The sequence below is a fragment of the Sphingobacterium sp. BIGb0165 genome, from assembly GCF_024810095.1.
Lineage (GTDB): Bacteria > Bacteroidota > Bacteroidia > Sphingobacteriales > Sphingobacteriaceae > Sphingobacterium > Sphingobacterium detergens.
Genome location: NZ_JANUEB010000001.1, coordinates 552,918 through 573,668 on the forward strand (window position 1 = coordinate 552,918; position 20,751 = coordinate 573,668).

Sequence of the window (20,751 nt, forward strand, 5' to 3'; positions counted from 1 at the left end):
GCGTCGTATTATATGAAAAGATACATTTGGTTATTGTTGACATGTCTCCCAATCTGGGGATTTTCGCAGGAGCTTAAGCCAGGCAAGGTGGAGACAAAGTGGAATGAGGTCGAAAGGCTCATTGCAATTAAAAACTTCACACAGACATTGCCCATATTGGCGGATATTAAAGCCGAAGCGCGACGCTCTGGAAACCAGGCGGAATGGGTTCGTGCATTTTTGGCGGAAGGGAAAGTTTTGGAAGTAAACCAATCTGAAGATTCCGCTTTTTTGCGTATCCAGAAACATTTTGAAGACAATATCCGGATTGCTGAAAAGCTGAATAAATCGGTTCTCCAAAACTTTTATGCACTTTATTTATTTTCAAATATCAACCGATATGCAAGTAAAAGCCAGAACAAATTTGTAGCAAAAGATGCAAAAGGTAAAATCGGTATGATCGATTCTATTTTTCGTCTCTCAATTTCGGATGTAAACAGTTTAAGTGCGGAACCTATAGCGCGCTGGAAGGGGCTGTTTGTCGAAACACGAAATATGAGCCTGAATCCCACTCTTTACCATTTTTTAGGTTATCAATATCTGGATTTTTTGAATACATTAAAAGCTGCTAACGCTGCTGATAAGGATAAACTTAAAAAGCAATTGTTGGCAATCAGCACCAAGAATGATTATCCAGATGCCAGCAGCTATATCATGTCTTATGATTGGAAATGGAATAATATCGAAGAGCGGGAAGGAGACTACCTGGAGCATATAAAAACCTATAAAAGTAACTACAACGCATTTTTACTCTATCGGTTGGCGGCAAGTTTCAACGATATTGGAAAAAAGACAAAGGCAATTACATATCTTGAACAAGCGTTAAAAGAATATCCAAAATCGCCCTGGGTTTCGAATGTAGATAATTTGACGAGGGAAATAAAAAAGGCTTTCATCAGGCTAAATTATAAAAGAACGGCACCGACGGACGAATATGTTCCTTTCCAGGTTAACCACACGAATGTGGATACTTTATATATCCGTATTTATAATACAAGTCCTACGCCTAAGGGCGTAAAGGACTTTACGGTAAAATATGATTCCGCAAGTTATCAGACTACAGTAGATGCGCCATTGGTCTATGAGGAACAGGTGGCATTGAAAGCCTTTAAAGATTATACGACGCACAATACAATTTATAAAATTAATCCCCTTAAAGCTGGTACCTACACGATTTTGATGGGTAATAATAAATCATTTCAAGATAACGGTCAGGATCGGGATATAGCTGTTTCTCAACTGATTGTTTCTGATGCATTTTTGTCTGGAAGTATAAGTATAAAACCTCAAAATGAATTTGTCTATACGGGTTTGCTATTGAACCGGAAAACGGGCGCTCCCTACGCAAATGAAATGGTGGAACTTTATCAATTGAGGAATAAAGCACTGCCTAAACTGATCACGCAATTAAAGACCAATGCTGCGGGCGAGTTCAATTACAAATCCACCTATTCTCCCAAAAATGCAGCCTACTTACATAATCACATGCTGTTGCTTCATGGGGAAAAAGCGATGATTCCTTTGGATAAGCAGCAAAATAATGTTTATTATGAAGATCGGACTACGTCTATAGAGGAGAGCAATAAAAGAACAAATATGCGTGCGCTCACTTTGCTGGATAGAGCTATCTACCGTCCTGGGCAAAAGGTCTATTTTAAGACTATTCGTTACGATGATCATGTACAAAAGGGTAAAGTCCTGGAAAAGCAAAATGTGAAAATCTATCTTCAGGATGCCAATCGTCAGAAGATTGACTCGATCAGTTTGATAACGAATCTATTTGGGTCTGTCCATGCGAGTTTCCAATTGCCATCAAAGGCATTGAACGGAAATTATAATCTATTGGTTTTTCACGATTCTAAACAGCTTGATCAGCAATATTTTCAGGTTGAAGAATATAAACGTCCAACATTTGAAGTAACTTTTGAGCCAAACAAGTTCACCTATACTCCGAAAGACACAGCAGTATTCATTGGCAAGGCGGAGAGCCTTTCAGGTGTTTCGCTAATCGGCGCAGCAGTGAAGTATAAAGTTTCGTTTTATAATGCCAAGGAAGGAAAGGATATTGTTCATAGCGATTCTACTACAACCGTTGATGCCAAGGGAAACTTTACGATTCGCGTGCCATTGATGGACCATCAATTTGTAGGATTGAAAGATTATGTATTGGTATACCAGGCTGAGGTGATCAATCAGACAGGGGAAATGCAGATGGCTTCTGGAGGTTATGCCTATTCATCCCGTCCATGGCAGCTCCAGATTCAGGTGCCGAATCTGATGGAAGAAAAAAGATGGCGAGATATTACCATCTTAAAGCAGAATCAAAATGGTTTCCCATTAAAATTCAGCGGAAAGGTCAACATTTATAAATTGGAACAGGCAAGCCTTCCGCTGACAGATGAATATCGGGGAAGTTTCGCAAGGGCAGAGTACCACCTGCTTTCAAGAGATCTTTATAGTAAGTATTTTCCGCTTTATTTCGATCCGACCTCGCTCGAAAAAGAAGAGAAAAAAACGAAGATAGCCAGTTATGATTTTGATAACGCAGATACGAGCAAGATTATACTGGACTCATTACAGTTTGATTGGGGACGATATCAGATCGAAGCTATCAGTATACAGGAAGGGGATACGGTGCGCGCTATTAGTTACACTAGTCTATATCGGTCGAAAGATAAGAAACTAAGCGACCAGCAGTTTTTCTCCTACCAGTTGGATAAAGTCAAATACAAAATTGGTGATCAGGTTACCATCAATATGCAGACGGATGTAAAAAATGCCAGGAAATTGCTGCTGTTACGCGAGCGGGCTTCGCAAAAATTGGAGACAAAGGTATTAAGTTGGAAAGATGGTCGTATCAGCTATCAATTTGTGTTGACTGAGCAGGATGTTGTAGGGCAACTGCAACTGAATGCATTATTTTTGGTGGATAATAAAATGACGCTATCCCAGATTGTTATCCCTATTTCGCAACAAAATAAGGAACTAACAATCCAGACGAAGACATTTAGGGATAAAATAACGCCCGGTCAAAAAGAAAAATGGAGTTTTACGGTAAAACAAGAGGATAAACCCACCGCCACTGAGGTATTAGCGACAATGTATGATGCATCTTTGGACGCATTTGCTAGCCACGCTTTTGGCTCTTTCCAATTTCGTTACCCATATTATCCGAGGTCAAATAACTACTATATTATTAATGCTTTTCAACAGCAGACCTATTCAGGGAACATTTTTACTTCGAATTTCTATGGGGTTTATGCGGATAATCGGCGTGATGAAATTTACAACTATGATCTTTTGTCAACCCGTCAGGGATACGGTGAAAATTCCTTGGAACGGGATGCCAAATACGAAGAGTTGATCGACGAGCAAGCTTATAGGGCGGCAGCGATCATGTATGATGAATTACGGGATCCGAGTCTCTTACGTGAGGTACTCCAGACACGTGCCAGAGGGGTGTCTGTGGTGGCAAAACAGTCAAGTCCTTTATCGGCTTCGGCAATTATGTATGAGCCTCCAGTTGAGGGGGATGCAGCAAACGCAGAATATATGGTTGTAAATGAGGAAGTAGCTCAGTTTGGGATGGGCAGTGGTCGGACAGCTGATGGAGGGCTGGATTTATCCGCAGATAATCAATTACAGCATATAAAAGCCCGCACCAACCTACAGGAAACAGCTTTCTTCTATCCCAATTTGTATACCGATGAAGCAGGGAATATCAGTTTTGAATTTGATAGTCCCGAAGCATTGACGAAATGGAAATTGCTGCTTTTCGCTCATGATCAGCATCTGGCGTCGGCTAGCGGAACCTATTTTACACAAACCCAAAAGCAGTTAATGTTGCGCCCGAATATCCCGCGTTATTTTAGAACGAATGACCAGTTAACAATCAAGGCACAGATTCAAAACCTGAGCAAAGAACGTATTGAGGGAAATACAAAAATAGAGCTTATCGATCCACGAAATAATCAAGTGGTTTCAACTGCTTTCCAGGTCGATTCAGTACTAAAAAACTTTAGTGTCGAGCCATCCAATAACAGCACAGTGGGATGGTCGTTAAAGATTCCGGCAGAATATCCGACGATACAGATCCGCATCGTCGCAGCAGGTGGTGAGTTTTCGGATGGTGAGATTGTAGAAATACCCATATTGCCAAATAAGATACTGATTGGCGATACAGAAAAGATTGTCCTAAAAGCCGGTGAATCCAAAAATTTTACGGTAAAGGGAAGTGCGAAAGACAATCTCATGGGGAGAATCCAGGTACAAAGCAATCCCATTTTGGAAATACTCTCCGCACTGGACTATTTGAAAAATTATCCTTACGAATGCAACGAACAGTTGAGCAGTAAGTGGTTTGGTCTCAAGATCGCCCAATATATTCAGTTGCATTATCCGGTGGTGACAGACTACTTTAAGAAATTGGATGTCGATACAAAAAAAGGCCGATTGGAGGAGAATAGTGGTTTAAATGAGTTCAAAATGGAAGAAATGCCTTGGTTGCGTGACATACAGGGTGATGCCGAACGATTGAAGAAAATTGCAACGTTCTTTGGATCGGATATACAAGCGGAAATCAACGCTGTTGAACAAAAAATACGTAATAATCAATCCGCAGATGGTTCCTTTTCATGGTTTGATGGGGGACAGGCTAATACTGAAATTAGTATCCGTATGCTGGAAATCATCGGTAAGGTACTCTATTTGGACAAAAGCTTGGTCAATAGTGATATCCGTGCGATGGCTTCAAAACTTACGCAATATCTCGACCGGGATCCCGCTATATTTTCGCCAAAGGCCAGCACAGATATGGGGATAGACTATTTGTTTGCACGACGGTATTGGACTGAATTTAATCCTATACCAAAGGATTCCCTCCAGTTATTGCAACGCAAATTGGTCAATTCTTCTTTAAGTAGCGCTGGTCGGAGCGCAGGAATGGCAGCGAAAACATGGATTGTGAGCCAGATCTTTGGCCAGGGCAAGCAGAGCATGGAGATCAAGAATAGACTTGATCAGGAGGCCGTGATCGATGTGCAGAAAGGAATGTACTGGAAAAGTAATGTAAACCAGTACAATAAGATTAGTTTGCAATCTTATCTTGTGGAAGCTTACAAAATAAACAATCCGGCTAAGCTAAATCAAGTCACCCAATGGATCTATTATAACAAACAGGTAAATCATTGGTATAATACCTGGATGACTGTAGATGCAATATATGCACTGTTATTGGCCAACAATCCAAAAGACTTTGTTATTGAAAATACGGTACAGATCTCGATTAACAACAAAAAGGCCGAATTGAGCAATACTGTTTTGGGCGAAGTCAGTAAGCAGTTCGATAAAGTCGATTTGAAGACCGATCTCGATATTCAAGTTCAAAATCATAACGAAAGAACGGTTTATGGAGCTGTTGTTCATCAGTATTTTGCTGATCTTGATCAGATAAAATCAAGTACAAATGCGCTTTCGGTTCAGAAAGTATATCTAGTGGAACGAAAAGGGCAATGGGTAGAATCCAAGGAAGCTAAACTGGGGGAACGTATCAAAGTTAGGATCACGGTAATTAATGATGAGCCGATGCAATACATTCATCTGAAAGATAGCCGTCCAGCTGGTGTAGAACCGGTGTTTAGTCCTTCGGGATATCAATGGCGGAAGAATTACTATTTCAGCTCGAAAGATGCCTCAACAAATTACTTTATGGATCGCTTGTCTAAGGGAAGATCCATTTACGAGTATGAGGTTAAAGCGAATAACCTGGGGACTTTTAATTCAGGAATCACGACAATAGAATCTATGTATGATCCTGGGGTTAACGCACGGAGCACGAATACAGTATTGAGCATCGTACCCTAATTATTTACGAAAAAATCTAAAACTTTGGCTACTCTTAGAAATTTCTGAGAGTAGCCTTTTTTATCGATTAATATACCATGTTTTTTTATCTTTTTTGTTGAAATTGGGTTTAAATTTATTGAATATAAATAAGTGCTAGTAGTCTATTTTTGTTGTTTAGTAGTATTATGAGGAAATAATTATATTCATTGGATGCTTTTATTTAATTGTACTAAATATTATAAATGAATAGCGAAAGGTTTGTTATTGCCCTGAATTTATAAGCTTGTTTTGAATTTTAAAAATATAGATTACTTTTGTTTAGAATTTGTCTAAATAAAATTTTCAATAGAATTTAAAAACCATTACAATTTTTATGAAAAGATCGATACTTTTTATCGTCTCAATCCTGCTGTTTTTCACAGCATTCGGCCAAAAGGCCGATCGTATATCCGGCAAAATCATGGTAGACCAGTCCGTTGTTGCCAAGGATGCCATTGTCCGGCTATTAAATACATCTTACCAGGGGCGGACAAATGCAACTGGAGAATTTTATTTAGATCGTGTTCCTCCCGGTGATTATATTCTACAAGTCAGTCTAAATGATATTGAGTTATTGCGGGAAAATATTCATGTTGACAACCAGACAACTGTCCTTCCGACGATTTACGGGACTAAAAACAATTATTATCTGGATGGGGTGACCGTGTATGGTTATCGACGCAATAAATTTTTGGAACGCGATAGTTCGAAAGTGGCAAAGGTGCAGTTGGGTTATATGGAAAATCCACAGTCCTATTCTAATGTCAACAAAGAATTGATGAAAGAACAGTTGACCACAGATTTGTCGGAGGCAGTTAAAAACGTTGTGGGGATGGTGAAAGTGCAGGGAAGTCCAGGCCGTGGGTCAGATGGTGCTATTTATTACAATTTGCGCGGATTCCCAACTAAAATAGGCTTGGTGGACGGTCTCCCCGCAAATACAAATGGCGAAATTGATCCTGCGGATGTGGAACGTATCGAGGTTATAAAAGGTCCTTCAGGTACTTTATATGGCGGAGCAGCCACCTCTTTCGGTGGATTGGTGAACCTCGTCACGAAGAAACCTAAGGACTATTATGGCGGCCAAGTATCTTATTTATTTGGGAGCTACAACTTAAATCGCCTTACAGCCGATGTATTCGGACCTATCACCAGCAACCGTAAGACGCTGTTTCGTTTAAATACAGCCTATCAGTACCAAAACGGTTTCCGTGATTCCGAATTTAGAAAATCATTTTTTGCTGCACCAACATTTAGCTATGAGGTCAATGATAGGTTAACGTTTAATCTGGGGGCCCAGATATACAATTACGAAGGAACCAATACCCCCATAATCTTTCTTACACGCAGACGCCAATTTATTGCAAAGAGACCTGAAGAACTTGGATTTGACTGGAATAAATCCTATTCGAACAATGATATTACGTTGAAAGCGCCATCCATCAATATCAAAGGTGAGGTAAATTATAAGATTTCAGATAATTGGACTTCACAGACGTTGATCTCCAGAAATTTCAGAAAAACAGAAGGTATTTATCAATACCAATTTATTCGAGGTGAGGAAAGTGACGCTTTACTCGAGAGAAATGTTCAATGGCAGAATACAGAAGGAAGCTCGACGAGTATACAACAAAATTTCAATGGAAGTTTCCAGATCGGAAATGTCAAAAACAAAATTTTGATCGGGCTAGATTACCTGAACCAGACCTTAAGGAATAATAATTCATCCATTATCGTCTTTGACACGATCAACGCGCTGGATTTAGAAAAGGGTTATAAATCTATTTCCAATCAACTCGTTACCCAAAAGATACAGCTGTCCACTAAACCGCTACTTCGGAATTACTCCTCCAGCAACATCTATGGCGCTTATATATCCGATGTACTGTCTCTGACAGATCGTTTAACGACTATCCTGAGCTTGCGCTTGGATCATTATAACAGCCGTGGTCAATTGAACTTAAATACAAATGTAAGAGAGGATAACTTTAAGCAAACGGCGCTTTCACCCAAGTTTGGGGTTGTATATCAAGTTCTTAAAGATAAATTGTCGGCCTATGGTAATTATATGAATAGCTTTAGCTATGTGCCTCCAGCTGATAATGAGTTAAGTCAATATCCTAATGAGATGAAGCCACAGTTGGCCAATCAATGGGAAGCTGGTATCAAAACCAATTTCTGGAATAACCGTTTTAATTTTACGGCTTCTTATTACGATATTGTCGTGAATAATATGACCCGTATGGAGTCCATTGTGTATGAAGGTGATAAATATAATATAACTTTTCAGGATGGGGAACAACGCAGCAAAGGTATTGAGTTGGAACTGATTACCAATCCGATCAAAGGGTTGAATATTCTTACGGGCTATACCTATAATGATAGCCGGTATCAACGGGCGGATTCTACGGTAGAAGGGCGCCGTCCTGCTTCTGCAGGTCCTGCACAAGTTTTTAACTCCTGGATCAGCTATGTGTTACAGACTCCAAAACTACAGGGACTGGGTTTTGGATTTGGGGTCAATCACGTTGGAAAGCAGGTTTCGGCTGATAATTCTATAACAGGGAAATTTACATTTCCGGCGTATACGTTGATTAATGCTTCGATCTCTCTTGAACGTGATTTCTATCGTTTTGGTGTCAAGATGAACAACATCAGTAATGCACATTATTTTTCTGGACAAGGGGTGGTTGTCGCCCAAATGCCTAGGAATTTTGCTGCCGAGCTGAGTCTCAAATTCTAGCAAAATTGCAATAAAAAAATACTGAAAATATCATGTCCCCAAAAGTGTGCAACTTTTTGGGGACATTTTATTACGCGTTGGACCGATTGTATTGTATAGCGAGGACGCTATTTTATTTCAAATTCGGTGTATATTGTTCTTTTAAATTCAAGTACCTCAGGTGCTATTTTAAAACCTTCGCCGCCATAAGCTTTACTAAATGTTTCTAAAGCCATCCCGGTTCTGTTACCAGTAGTTTCATTGGAAGGGCTGCCATCGTTTGACAGGAACAAGAGTTTACCAATTTTTACATCGGCTCTCGAAGCCAGCTTTTGTGCGGATTTTAGTGCGTCATCATAGGCAATCAGGTCAGCTTCCCGTAGAATACTGTCGGCTTTGGAGTGGGCAAATGAAATGGAACCAATTCCGCTTATTTTTGTCTCGAGTAATTTTCCCGTTAATTCAGTGAATTTGGATAGATCATGTAGGACAAAATCGATAGTCTGCTGTGCTTGGTAGCCGACAAATTTAGTCGTATTTCCAATATATTGATAGTCTTTATTGGCTGATACACTGCTTGTCTTTATATCTTCCTTTTTATTCCCGTATTTTCCAAGTATAGCAATGACACTATCTACGGTATTTTGTGTTTCCCTTACAGCATCCACCATCCTGGGTTTTGTAAATGCCGTATTTATGGTGAGTGTAACTTGGTCCGGCATTATCCTAATTTTTCCTTCACCGCTGACCCGTATCCGGTTTTGATTGTCATTGGAGACAGACTGGCAGGATATCATCAATAGGAAACCACTACTGATAAATAGCGACAATAACTTTATTTTATTTCTCATATATCTATAATTATTAATCTGTATTTAGTTAGTACCTAGTCTAATATACTAAATTAATGGGAGAGCTGCTGTTGACCCAAAAAATCAAATCGGAAATAGCAAACAAAAAAGCAGGCACGATGAGCGCCTGCTTCACTATATAAAGGATTGCTATTTTTAATAAATAGTCTTCGAGTAGGTTTTAAGTTGCTTTTGTAAGGACTTGCGTGCCATATGGATACGCGTCTTTACAGTTCCTTCAGGTATTTGCAAGTGTTCCGCAATTTCATAATATTTGAACCCTTCCAAAAATAGCGCAAAAGCATTGTAATAATCTTTGGGTAAATTATTGAGCGCCTGCTGAATATCCGATGCCACAAAGTTATTTTCGCCACGGTTACGTGTAATTTCATTGACATAACCGGTGCTTATATATTCATTGCGGTAATTTTCCAGTCTCTTATTCCGTGTATACTGATTAATATACGTATTCTTCATAATGATATATAACCAGGACATGAGCTTAGGATGCTTTATAAACTTTTCTATGGAAGACAATGATCTAACCATAGTTTCTTGCACCAAGTCTTCTCTTTCATCTGGATCACTTGTAAATTGAGCAGCCAAATATTTTAATGTAGGTCTCTTTTCCTTAAACAGTTGATCGATTGTTGTATTTTCCATATTATCAATTTTAAGTGTCTATCAGTGCCAAGGTTACTGCAATTAGGGTGCTAGAAAAAAAAGATAAAAGTCAACGTTTTTAAATTTAAAATCGCGTTGAGTAATTTACTTTCTACTGTAATTAGCTGTAAATCAGTGTTAATTATCATTTATTTCAATGATTGTACTGTCAGATTCGGAGTGAAAATTAAGGTGTTTTTTACTTTAACAACAAGTGTTTACCTTGTTTAAATCCATTCTTTATCCCGTAGTACTACGTATTTATACGTAGTACTATAAACTATACAGCCATCTTTTAACGTTTTATCAGTTTTTAAAAACTGTTCGAGTTTGATAATGGTTATTAATCATAGGTACAAAAAGGAGAATACTATGGGGAACGAAGACGAAAATTTATATATAGATCAATCACAGCGAAACGAAGGGGGGCATGATCTAAATCAGATTTGGGGTGGGAACCAAGAAGAATTTTACAAATCCATTATCCGGAGTCAACAAGAAGATTTCGGGCGTATTGGGCGTTACTTTAGAGATGAACTTGCGCAAGAAGTGTATGGTATGCGTATTTCGCTCCAGAATTTCACCAATAGACACGGTGATTTTGAAGAGCTACGTTGTTTACGTGATTCATTGACTTCTCTAGTAATCGAGTTGCGTAATAAAGCGACCTTGCTCTATAACCCTATTTTGAATGATCTCGGGATTTTCCATGCGATTGATGAAGTAGTGGCTTCCTATAAACAAAAGCTGAGTTTTACCATAGATATTATTCTCGATCCAAATTTAAAGGAACTTCAGCGTCATATTCAAGTTCGCCTTTTTAAGTTGCTTACGGCACTATTTGAATATTTGAAGGAGGAAATGCCTATTCAGGCAATTTCGATATCTGTGCAGCTCATCGATTTTGCGATCTTTATTAAGGTGTTACCTTATTTTAAAGAAGATAATTCATTACAGACACCCAAACGTGTGGATAGCCCATTGCGTTTAATAAAAATAACAGAGCTTTACAGTGCTCAAATTGTTAGTGACACCCTCGAAGAGGGTATAATTCTTAAATTAACTATTTAAAAAGACGATATGATAAAAATCCTATTGGTAGAAGACCATATGGTAGTGCGCAATGGTATTAAATTGCTTTTAGAATCCCAGGATAGTTTTGAAGTTGTTGGGGAGGCTTCCAATGGTAAGGAAGCGCTAGATTACCTGCAATCGAATCCAGATTCAGTTCCAGATATTATTTTGACGGATATCAGCATGGAGGAAATGGATGGTATAGCGCTTTTGCGGGTCTTATATAAGCAATATGGAAATATAAAAGTCGTCATCCTGTCGATGTTGAACCAGATTAATTATGTCATCGAGGGGTTTGAGTATGGACTTATGGGATATTTGGTGAAAAACATTGGGTATAACGAATTACTTTTTGCGCTCAACCACATTGCAGCTGGTGGCCGATATATGAGTGAAGAGATCTCCATGTTGCTTTTGGAGCATATACGTTCGGGACAACGTTACGCGCAGCATCCGATAGGGTTACGGGCGGATTTTGAAATTTCCGAACGTGAACTTGAAGTCTTGGGGCTTATCGCTGAAGGGTATACAAATATTGAAATTGCCGATAAGATCTTTTTGAGTAAACGTACAGTGGAAGGCCACCGTCAAAATTTAATTGATAAAGCGGGTGTGAAAAATACAGCACATTTAGTGAAGTTTGCCTTCGAAAATGGGATATTGAATTAACCCTGATAATAAGAAAAAGATACAAATTGATCTTTCATTGATACGATAACACCTGTGATATAAAAATTATTTGTTCAATTTTAGTGTGGACTTAAATTGTATTCAGGTGAAACAGATGAAATTTTATGTATTGCTTTTTATTCTCAGTGCGATAGATTCGTTGAGCTACGCAACAGGGCATGGTATTTTTACACCATCTCCAACCGATTCCATGGCCAGGTCACTGATATTAGAAAATGGTCTTTTTCAGGCGGATCCCACCATTTTCTACGATAACGGTTATTACTATTTATATGGTACCAATGGTGATGGCGATAAACAGTTAGGCTTTAAAGTATATCGGTCTGAGGACTTGAAACAATGGGAGGGTCCCATTGGTGCAAAAGCCGGATTTGCATTGGTAAAAGAAGATGTATTTGGAACCAAAGGCTTTTGGGCACCTCAAGTCTGGTCGGAGCAAGGCAAATTTTATATGGCTTATACGGCTGATGAGCAAATTGCCATCGCTATCAGTGATTCTCCGATTGGGCCTTTTAAACAGGACATTGCCAGAACGCTTATTGATGATGGAAAGCAGATTGATCCCTATGTTTTTAAGGACAGCGATGGTAAAAAATATTTGTTTCATGTAAGACTGGTTGAAGGAAATCGCATCTTCGTTGCTGAATTAAAAGATGACTATTCGGGAATCAAAAAAGAAACATTAAAAGAATGTCTTCATGCTGAACAAGCTTGGGAGAATACTGCCGGTTCAACATGGTCAGTCAGTGAGGGACCTACTGTTGTAAAGCAAGGCAGTCATTATTATATGTTTTATTCAGCCAATGATTTTAGAAATAAAGACTATGCCGTAGGTGTTGCGGTGGCGGACAATGTATATGGTCCCTGGGAAAAAATTGAAACAAATCCGTTATTGAGCCAGCATACAAGTGGGTTTGCAGGTACTGGCCATGGTGATTTATTCCAAAAAGGACAACAATGGTATTACATATGTCATACACATTATTCTGACACTCAAGTTGCTCCAAGACGTACAGCTATTGTACCTGTTGATCTTGCTTCTGCTAGACAAAGTGGTATTGCAATTCCCAAATTTGACGGTTCCAAGTTCAGGTTGCTTGAACTTGTCAACAAACCTGACGAGCCTATTGATGTCGCTTTTGGCGACCCGTTTATTCTGTATGATCAAGTTACTGACCTATACTATCTGTATGGAACGGGAGGCACAGAAAATGGGTTTATAGCATACAGTTCTAAAGATCTAAGGCATTGGAAGAAAGCTGGGCAAGTGTACGATGGCAAACAAGTCAAAGGATGGGGCATCAAAGACTTTTGGGCGCCAGAGGTGTACGCCATCAATAATAAATACTATATGTATTATAGTGCGCACTGGAAGGAAAACCCTGGAAATAAGCTGGAGAATTATCGTATTGGTGTCGCTGTGGCTGATAATCCTTTGGGGCCATTTATAGATTTGACAGGTAAACCATTATTTGACCCTGGATATCCTATTATTGATGCGAATGTCTTTCGGGATGTCGACAATAGAAATTATTTATTTTATTCGCGTTGCTGCTATGAACATCCAGTTGCTTCCGAAATTGCCGATTGGGCCAAGTCTAAATGGGGGTACAATGCTATTGAGGAAAGCTGGGTTTATGGCATCGAGCTAGACAGTAGTATGCAGCACGTTATTGGGCAACCGGTACTTTTAATACGTCCTCCCGCGCGCATGAGTGATGCACAATCGGAATGGGAAAGTCGGTCGGTGTCTTCTGGCGAAATTAACAGAAGGTGGACAGAAGGATCCTTCTTACTCCACGCAAAAGGACAGTATTATATGATGTATTCTGCAAATTACTTTGCGGGTGCGAATTATGCCGTTGGTTATGCTACCGCTAAATCTCCGTTGGGAAGCTATGAAAAATCACAAACGAATCCGATTATTGAAAAAAATACGGATAGAGGGGGGATCGTGTCAGGTACAGGACACAACAGCATTTTTAGAGACCGCGAGGGGAAACTCCGATGTGTTTACCATGGACGAACAACAAAAACCGGAGATAAACGGATGGTATTTATACGTGACATCGATTTTAGCCAAAACAATCAGTTACGAGTTCTTACAGATTAACCGCTAAGGTTAATCTGTGTTTTTTTTTGGGTTAACTGTTTTTTTCAAATCCTTATCTTGACCTGATTTTTTACTAATTTGATGCAGCATGCCACTGCCGTCATTGTTTTCATCTTTATGATTGCAACTGAGTTCTGCTTCGGTAAGTGTATTCGTTTTATCGAGGTCCTGTACTGACGTTTTCATGGTGCTAGTAGCATTTAGAGCGGGAATATGGCTTTCCGTAAAGAGACATTTACGATACCATCTATTGCTGAAATAATATAAAATAATCAAACCTTGTTTCACTATCGAATGCTGTAATGTCTTTTCCATTGTTTTGATGATTGAATACAATTGCTATATCATTTATAACTATAACTATAGCTTTATTAAAGGAACAATTACAAAGGGCAATTGGTTTAAACTAATGCAATTCAAACGACTTCTGCATGACGAGGGTTCTATAGATGTTGGATCAACGAAACAAATTATGATGAAGGTACCTTATGTTTTAAATTTTATAATAATAGCTCTAGTAACACAACCATCGGAACAAACGGAAGCGTTAAATATGGGGAATTCAAATGAATGGTATGCCGAACCAGGCATTTGGCTCTTTATCCTCATTTTTATTTTTGTGATAGCCCTGGTTGTTTACCGAAAATTAACGAAGAAGAACTAGCATTGATCTTTTTGGGCGAAACTGAAACCTCAATCATCAGCGATATGAATAGATCGGGAGATGTTTGTATCAGTCATAGTCTCTGGTAGCTACATAATTCAATCATTGAGCATATGATCTGGAAAAGGTGCCACAATAGGGAAATATAGGTGGACTGTTGTTCCTAGACCAACTCTGGATTCGATCTCAATTGTACCTCCTAAACGTTCCATGACGCGTTTAACAAGCGATAGTCCGATCCCCGTTCCTGGAATCCCAGAGACGTTGTCAGCACGGGAAAACATTTCATAGATATGTGGCAGATGCTCCTCAGGGATACCTATGCCATTATCTTTGATGCAATAATAAGTCATATCGTCCTGATTTGTACTCTCAATTTTAATCGCAGGTTTGTCTGATTGAGCGGAATATTTGATCGCGTTAACAATAAGATTCGTAAAGATCTGGTAGACGGCACTCTTTTCGCCCCAGATCGGTAGTAGTTGTCCGAAATATGACTGACAATCAGGTGTATTATAAAGGGTTTTGTTTTCCTGGAAAATACGCTGCAATGTGTAAGCCATGGGAAGTGGTTCTTTGTCCAAAACGCTCGCACGGTGTTGACTCAATTGAACCATATTGTTGATGATGTCTTCAATATTGGAAATACTCCTGCTGAAATTTTGATACCATTTGTTAGTTTTTGAAAGATCAATGTCGTCGGAATGCTGCTGTAGAAATTGTATACCCATTTTTAAGATTGACAAGGGGTTTTTCAGATCGTGAGATAGGGTATAAGTAAACATTTCTAATTCATTGTTCAGGCTCAGCAGTTCTTCGTTGAGTAACTGTCTTTCTTTGAGCTTTCTAAATATAGATTCTTTGATAATCTGGTTCAATCGCAGGACAAAATTGATTTCAGCATCATTCCATGGTTTTGCAACATCATAACGAACATCCTCCCAGACCTCCAAATAATCAGGCTTTCGACGGTGATTTTGATCTTGTCGGATTTGCATGAGACGACTTTGGCTTGCTTTTCTAAACCATACAAGGTAATAATCACTTTCTATGCCGACCTTGAGGTACATCAGACCCGCAAAATTCAATTTTTCTTTAAAATGATTCTGATGATTTAATGTAAAATTGTAATCCTTGAATAAAGCTTTATCACTATGCTTTTGCAGGAATTGAATGATTTCATAAAACAATGTTTTATGTGGTGTATGCCCATGGTTAAATACATCGCCCTGATTAAATATAGACAGACCGTCCGCATTGACCAATTGCGTTAGGGTATCTATGTGCTGAACCAAAGCACAATTGACCATTTTATTCTCAGATAGACTTTTTTTTAGTTCTACTTCTGCGGTATTAAGGAGTTCTGTTCTTTCAAGTAGGTTCTGTTTAACATGGCTTTCATATTTGTTGGTAGCGGCCTGAATAGCAAAAGTACAAAGCTTCCGTTGTTGCAGATCTATCACTTTTTCTTCCGCGTGTTGGGCTACAACCAGCCCCCAAAATTCGTCATCTATACAAATGCGGAAAAATAAGGCACTTTGAACATTGATCTTTTCCAGAAAAAGACGATGGAGATGGGGAAGTGGGCAGAGCAAACTGGAGAGTGTATCAATGCTGTCTTCTATATAAACAAAATTCTGGTCATTTTTTTTAACATTGGGAATATAACGATACGAATAGTTACTGTAATATTCCATTGCCTCTTTAGGCATGAAGTCTTTAGAAAATTCTTTCCCTTTAAAATAAGGTTTGCCATCAGAAGTATGTTCGGCAATCACTTCACTATATCCTGTTTCTTGAACCTGAAGAACAAAAACACGATCGTAATTCAATAACTTGTTGATGGCCAAACAGACCCGATCCCAGTTATTAGGTTGGATGGTATCAAGTAAGAAGTTGAACTCATTTATCTTTCTTGCGGATATATATTTTTTGTGTTGTTGCTCCCATTCAATATAAAAATGGCCCTTGTATATTTTAAGTTTAAAATAGACACGTTCCTGGAATATTTTAATAGGTAGAATATGACGTGATTGTCCATTTTCCCGCAACTCACTCAAGGCAGTCGCTATTTTTTGAATAGCATCACCAAAAGCTACAACAAAACTTTCGAAAAAGTTAGTTCCCAATAGTGTGGCAGTAGAAAGGGCAGCTTTTTCAGCTGCAAACTCGCTCAAAGCCACAATAGTAAATTGTTCGTCCAAAACAACAAGACTACCAAAATGCTGAAGATTGATCGTATTTTGATTGTTAGATTGAAAAGCAGTATTCATACGTAACCCAAAAACTCCTTATGATATAGCTTAAATATACGAAAAATTAACACAATTTGAATGGTAATATGTGGCAAATCGGATGTTTTTATTGGTTAGATTTCAATATTTAAAACTATTTTCTTTTAAATAAACCATGTTCTGGCTGACAGTTCGTTGCTATATTCATTTTTGCTCCCTGCGGATATGGTTTGCAAGACCTTTGACGAGCAGTTTCCACTGCGGATAGGATGCACCTATTTTAGCAGCCATCCCAATGATTAAGTTTCTGATATTGTCCCCAAGACTATGGTTTTCCACATTGATAATCTCGTTCCGTCCGGCATACTGAATTAAAATGCTGTTGCGTCGTTGTTCTAAAAGAAAGGTAGAGGAGGAGACCCCTTCAAAAAAATGGGCGGTATCTTTATTTTCGGGATGTTGCGGGTCTGGGCAAGGTTTTAGGGTTAAGGCATATAATTTATATTCGGCCGTTGAATCCTGGATGATGTTAACAACATTGACCCAATCATATCCGGCACTACTGGGAAGGCCAGGGCCAGGGATATTCAGCCTAATATAGTCATGTAGCATCAATGGACGGTCAATAGGTAGCCCAACACTGTCCGTTAATTGAAACGTGGTCGCTGGAATTGTGGCTAGCTCATACCAGTGATTGACATGCGAGAGACTGGAACATGCTGAATCAAAGGCCAGGTCAGCCATTATCGTACTCTCAAAATCAATGGATTCGAAGCAATCCAGTTTCTTTCCTTCTTTCTGTTCAGGAATAATATTTTTCATGCCTTTTTAATAAAGAACATTATTCGATTCAATTTGGTTTGATGCCAACAATTGTAAATTTATCTATTGGTAAGATCTTCTTCTGACATGGCCAAATCTGCGAAATGCCTAAGGTATGCAATGACGCGTTGGAGTAAGCTAAATGGAACTTCAGGAAACAGTAAACCAAACTTTTCCTTTCGTAGTTGGTTATAAAGGCATTTGCTTGTCACTTATTATGGATATAAAATCTAACGAACCTTTTTGGTTGATAAAAAATGGGCTTTTGGCGACTTACCCCTCCCTGCATCAGGATAAAACCTGTGATATTTTAATTGTTGGTGGCGGAATCACCGGCGCACTTATTGCTCATCAATGTATGGCGATGGGAAAGAACTGTGTGCTTATTGATAAACGGGAGATCGCTAATGGAAGCTCAGCAGCAACAACTTCCATGTTGCAATATGAGATTGATACACCACTCTATGAATTAAAGAAACTAATCGGTGAAGAGGGCGCTATTGCTAGTTATAAGGCCTGTAGCAAAGCAATAGACGACATTGGTTTACTTACGCGGAAAATCAAATCTAAAGCCGGTTTTCGTACGAAGGAATCCTTATATTATGCCGCACGTAAAAAGGATATTCCATGGCTAAAACAGGAATTTAATGCGCGGGAATCTGCAGGGTTTGTGGTCAGCTGGCTATCTGCGGACGAAATTCAAGCTCAATATGGGCTAGCGAATGCATATGGTGGGATACTTTCTAGACAGGGCGCTAGTATAGATGCTTTTTGCTTTACTCATGAACTATTGGTTTATAATGTGAAAGCGGGATTGGAGGTATTTGATAAGACAGAACTTGTCTCTGTAAAAAGGGATGGGCAGAGCACTGTGGTCACAGTATCTACAGGCGCAATGATCCGAACGAAAAAAATTATATATTGCATGGGCTATGAGACCGTTTCGGTCATTCCCGATAAGTTTGTGGACTTGTTAAGTACATTCGCGATTGTCTCCGAAGTGGATTCTGCATTGTATCAACAGTACAAAGACCTATTGATGTGGAACACTTCCGACCCTTACCTTTATATGCGAACGACCGATGACGGTCGATTTTTGATCGGGGGGGAGGATGAGGAATTTCGCGACCCAAAGAAGCGAGATGCCTTAATTGCCAAAAAGTCGGATAAGCTAGGAAAGTCTTTCCAGAATATTTTCAATAGACCTTTTTTTACAGATTTCAGCTGGGCTGGAACTTTTGGGGTAACCAAAGATGGACTGCCCTATATTGGTGAACATAAAGCGTTTAAAGACAGTTATTTTGTCTGTGGTTTTGGCGGCAATGGGATTACATTTTCGGTTACGGCAATGGAAATGGTGGCCTATTGGTTAGAAAATAGAAAGCACCCCCTGTCCAAATGGTTTAAGTTTGGACGATAATAGATCAGCTATATTTTAACAGGAAACGAAACAGTTTGTTTTCTAACTTGTTGAGAGTTAGTTTTTCTTTGATAAATGGAAATCTTCCTTCCATAAATGTTATCTGTATAGCTGGATGTATATAATAATTTTGAGAAACTGTTTTGGTATTGCCCAGCTGCTTGGCGACGGTCTTTATAACCGCATTGAGCTGTTTTTTTCGCGTATTTAAATCTTCCTCTTGCTTTGTTTTGGATAATAGATTGAAAGCTTCCCGGCTGGCTCCCCAAATACGGATATCTTTGCAACTAATTTGGCCTGGACAATGATCACGTAGATAAGCATTGAATATACGTCCGCAAAATATACCTTCACATGATGTTTTATCAAGCTGGAAAAGGCTTTTTCCCTTAAACTGGAGTAGTTCGCTAAGTAATTTCGCTTGCTGTTTGTCTTTCCATGATTTTTCTTGAAAGACACCCTTTTTACCCTTATAGGCTAATGTGATCGTATTATCTGCTATTTTTACATGCCTTTTTTCTAGTGTGCTGAGCCCATAAGACTTATTTTCTAATGTATAACGTTTGTTTCCAATCCGTACAAGCGTACTATCCATTATCTTAAAAGCAATTGCACATAGTTTTTCCATGTCCCAGTCCCGATGTTTCAAATGACGGGAGGTTATTTTTCTGAGATCTTGCAGATACTGTCCCATATAAAGAATATGTCTAAATTTCTCTGTTTGTTTTTGCTGAACAAATTTGCGATGATAGATGTATTGTTTACGGTTCTTCTGGTCAAAACCATAAGCCTGTAGATCACTCCCCGCATTTTTTGAAATCCAAACAGCTTTCCAATTTGGCGGAATAACCAAATGATTTATTCTGTCCAATACCTTTGTATCGGTAATCTCTTTACCTGAGCCATCAAAGTATTTAAAGTTCTGTTTAACTTTACGTCTGCTGTATCCTTTGGTATTTATTATCTTCATAAAGGTTGCTTTAGAGCTTAATATGCTGTACTTTATTTTTAATGGCATAAAAAAGACCCTCATTTATTGAGATAATAAGGATCTTAGGTCTTCGGATAAAAGCAAGATTAATTAAGATGCATTATCCCGTAATGTTTTGATGTATCCATGCGCTTCAATTTGTATGGCGAGCTGTTTTTCAATCAGAAGTAATAGATCGTGTGTAATTTCCCAATCTTGATTGTCAACAACATCTTTATAGGTCTTTTTAAAGGCATCTTCGCCTTGTTCACAACTTGATAATAAACTTTTTTCATCGTTTCCTGAAACGACAGATTTGATATCCATCCATATCCTAAAGAGTTTGCCACTGACCATTGTGCCATCAGTAGCCGCCTTAGCTTGTTGCTCTAAATACGGTTTGAGCTCCTCAATAAATAACTCAGATTGACTCATATATTCAACAAAGATGCCATTTAAACTATCGATATGGAGTCGTGTTGCGATTTCAATTGCTTTTTTATACCCGGCAATACGATCATTATTGATTTGTATCAAGTCATTGATTAATGTACTATCATTGATTGTTATCGTTTCCATGTCGTATGATTTTTATGTGATTAAATT

Annotated in this window: 13 protein-coding genes; 6 read left to right on the forward strand and 7 right to left on the reverse strand. The window is 38.8% G+C overall.

Annotated elements, in window-relative coordinates; translation table 11 throughout:
• Positions 1-12: 12 nt before the first annotated feature.
• Both M2408_RS02385 and M2408_RS02390 read left to right on the forward strand, forming a co-directional pair.
• The gene (locus M2408_RS02385) at positions 13-5,901 is read left to right on the forward strand and encodes an MG2 domain-containing protein (protein ID WP_259178915.1); all 5,889 of its coding nucleotides are present in this window, start codon (positions 13-15) and stop codon (positions 5,899-5,901) included.
• A gap of 355 nt (positions 5,902-6,256) precedes the next feature.
• Positions 6,257-8,665 carry a TonB-dependent receptor gene (locus M2408_RS02390; RefSeq protein WP_259178916.1) on the forward strand — a complete coding sequence of 803 codons (2,409 nt, stop codon included), beginning with the start codon at positions 6,257-6,259 and terminating at the stop codon, positions 8,663-8,665.
• 107 nt (positions 8,666-8,772) lie between these two features.
• Here the strand turns inward: M2408_RS02390 and M2408_RS02395 are convergent, their stop codons facing one another.
• Both M2408_RS02395 and M2408_RS02400 read right to left on the reverse strand, forming a co-directional pair.
• On the reverse strand, positions 8,773-9,495 hold the full coding sequence (locus M2408_RS02395; RefSeq protein ID WP_259178918.1) for an SIMPL domain-containing protein: 723 nt from the start codon (positions 9,493-9,495) through the stop codon (positions 8,773-8,775).
• 156 nt (positions 9,496-9,651) lie between these two features.
• A complete protein-coding gene (locus M2408_RS02400) occupies positions 9,652-10,158 on the reverse strand; it encodes an RNA polymerase sigma factor (protein WP_259178920.1) in 507 nt (168 codons plus the stop codon).
• Between the two features lie 372 nt (positions 10,159-10,530).
• Here M2408_RS02400 and M2408_RS02405 point away from each other — a divergent pair, with 372 nt between their 5' ends.
• The 3 genes from M2408_RS02405 to M2408_RS02415 all read left to right on the forward strand — a co-directional run bounded on the left by M2408_RS02405 (position 10,531) and on the right by M2408_RS02415 (position 14,035).
• Positions 10,531-11,229 carry a hypothetical protein gene (locus M2408_RS02405; RefSeq protein ID WP_147420332.1) on the forward strand — a complete coding sequence of 233 codons (699 nt, stop codon included), beginning with the start codon at positions 10,531-10,533 and terminating at the stop codon, positions 11,227-11,229.
• 9 nt (positions 11,230-11,238) lie between these two features.
• Positions 11,239-11,901, forward strand: a complete 663-nt coding sequence (locus M2408_RS02410; protein WP_259178922.1) for a response regulator transcription factor — start codon at positions 11,239-11,241, stop codon at positions 11,899-11,901.
• Positions 11,902-12,016: 115 nt separating this feature from the next.
• Positions 12,017-14,035 (forward strand): glycoside hydrolase family 43 protein, encoded by a 2,019-nt coding sequence (locus tag M2408_RS02415; RefSeq protein ID WP_259179412.1) that lies wholly within the window; start codon positions 12,017-12,019, stop codon positions 14,033-14,035.
• Between the two features lie 9 nt (positions 14,036-14,044).
• Here the strand turns inward: M2408_RS02415 and M2408_RS02420 are convergent, their stop codons facing one another.
• The 3 genes from M2408_RS02420 to M2408_RS02430 form a co-directional block, all read right to left on the reverse strand.
• Entirely contained in the window at positions 14,045-14,350 is a 306-nt protein-coding gene (locus M2408_RS02420; RefSeq protein WP_259178923.1) for a hypothetical protein, read from the reverse strand.
• A 447-nt stretch (positions 14,351-14,797) separates the two neighbouring features.
• Entirely contained in the window at positions 14,798-16,972 is a 2,175-nt protein-coding gene (locus M2408_RS02425; RefSeq protein ID WP_259178924.1) for an ATP-binding protein, read from the reverse strand.
• 165 nt (positions 16,973-17,137) lie between these two features.
• Entirely contained in the window at positions 17,138-17,755 is a 618-nt protein-coding gene (locus tag M2408_RS02430; RefSeq protein WP_259178925.1) for a hypothetical protein, read from the reverse strand.
• 217 nt (positions 17,756-17,972) lie between these two features.
• Here M2408_RS02430 and M2408_RS02435 point away from each other — a divergent pair, with 217 nt between their 5' ends.
• Positions 17,973-19,175 carry an FAD-binding oxidoreductase gene (locus tag M2408_RS02435; RefSeq protein ID WP_259178927.1) on the forward strand — a complete coding sequence of 401 codons (1,203 nt, stop codon included), beginning with the start codon at positions 17,973-17,975 and terminating at the stop codon, positions 19,173-19,175.
• Between the two features lie 4 nt (positions 19,176-19,179).
• Here M2408_RS02435 and M2408_RS02440 read toward each other — a convergent pair whose 3' ends face one another.
• Both M2408_RS02440 and M2408_RS02445 read right to left on the reverse strand, forming a co-directional pair.
• Positions 19,180-20,145, reverse strand: coding sequence for a DNA topoisomerase IB (locus M2408_RS02440; protein ID WP_259178930.1), 966 nt, complete (start codon positions 20,143-20,145; stop codon positions 19,180-19,182).
• Between the two features lie 111 nt (positions 20,146-20,256).
• Positions 20,257-20,724, reverse strand: coding sequence for a PA2169 family four-helix-bundle protein (locus tag M2408_RS02445; protein ID WP_259178932.1), 468 nt, complete (start codon positions 20,722-20,724; stop codon positions 20,257-20,259).
• Positions 20,725-20,751 lie beyond the last annotated feature (27 nt).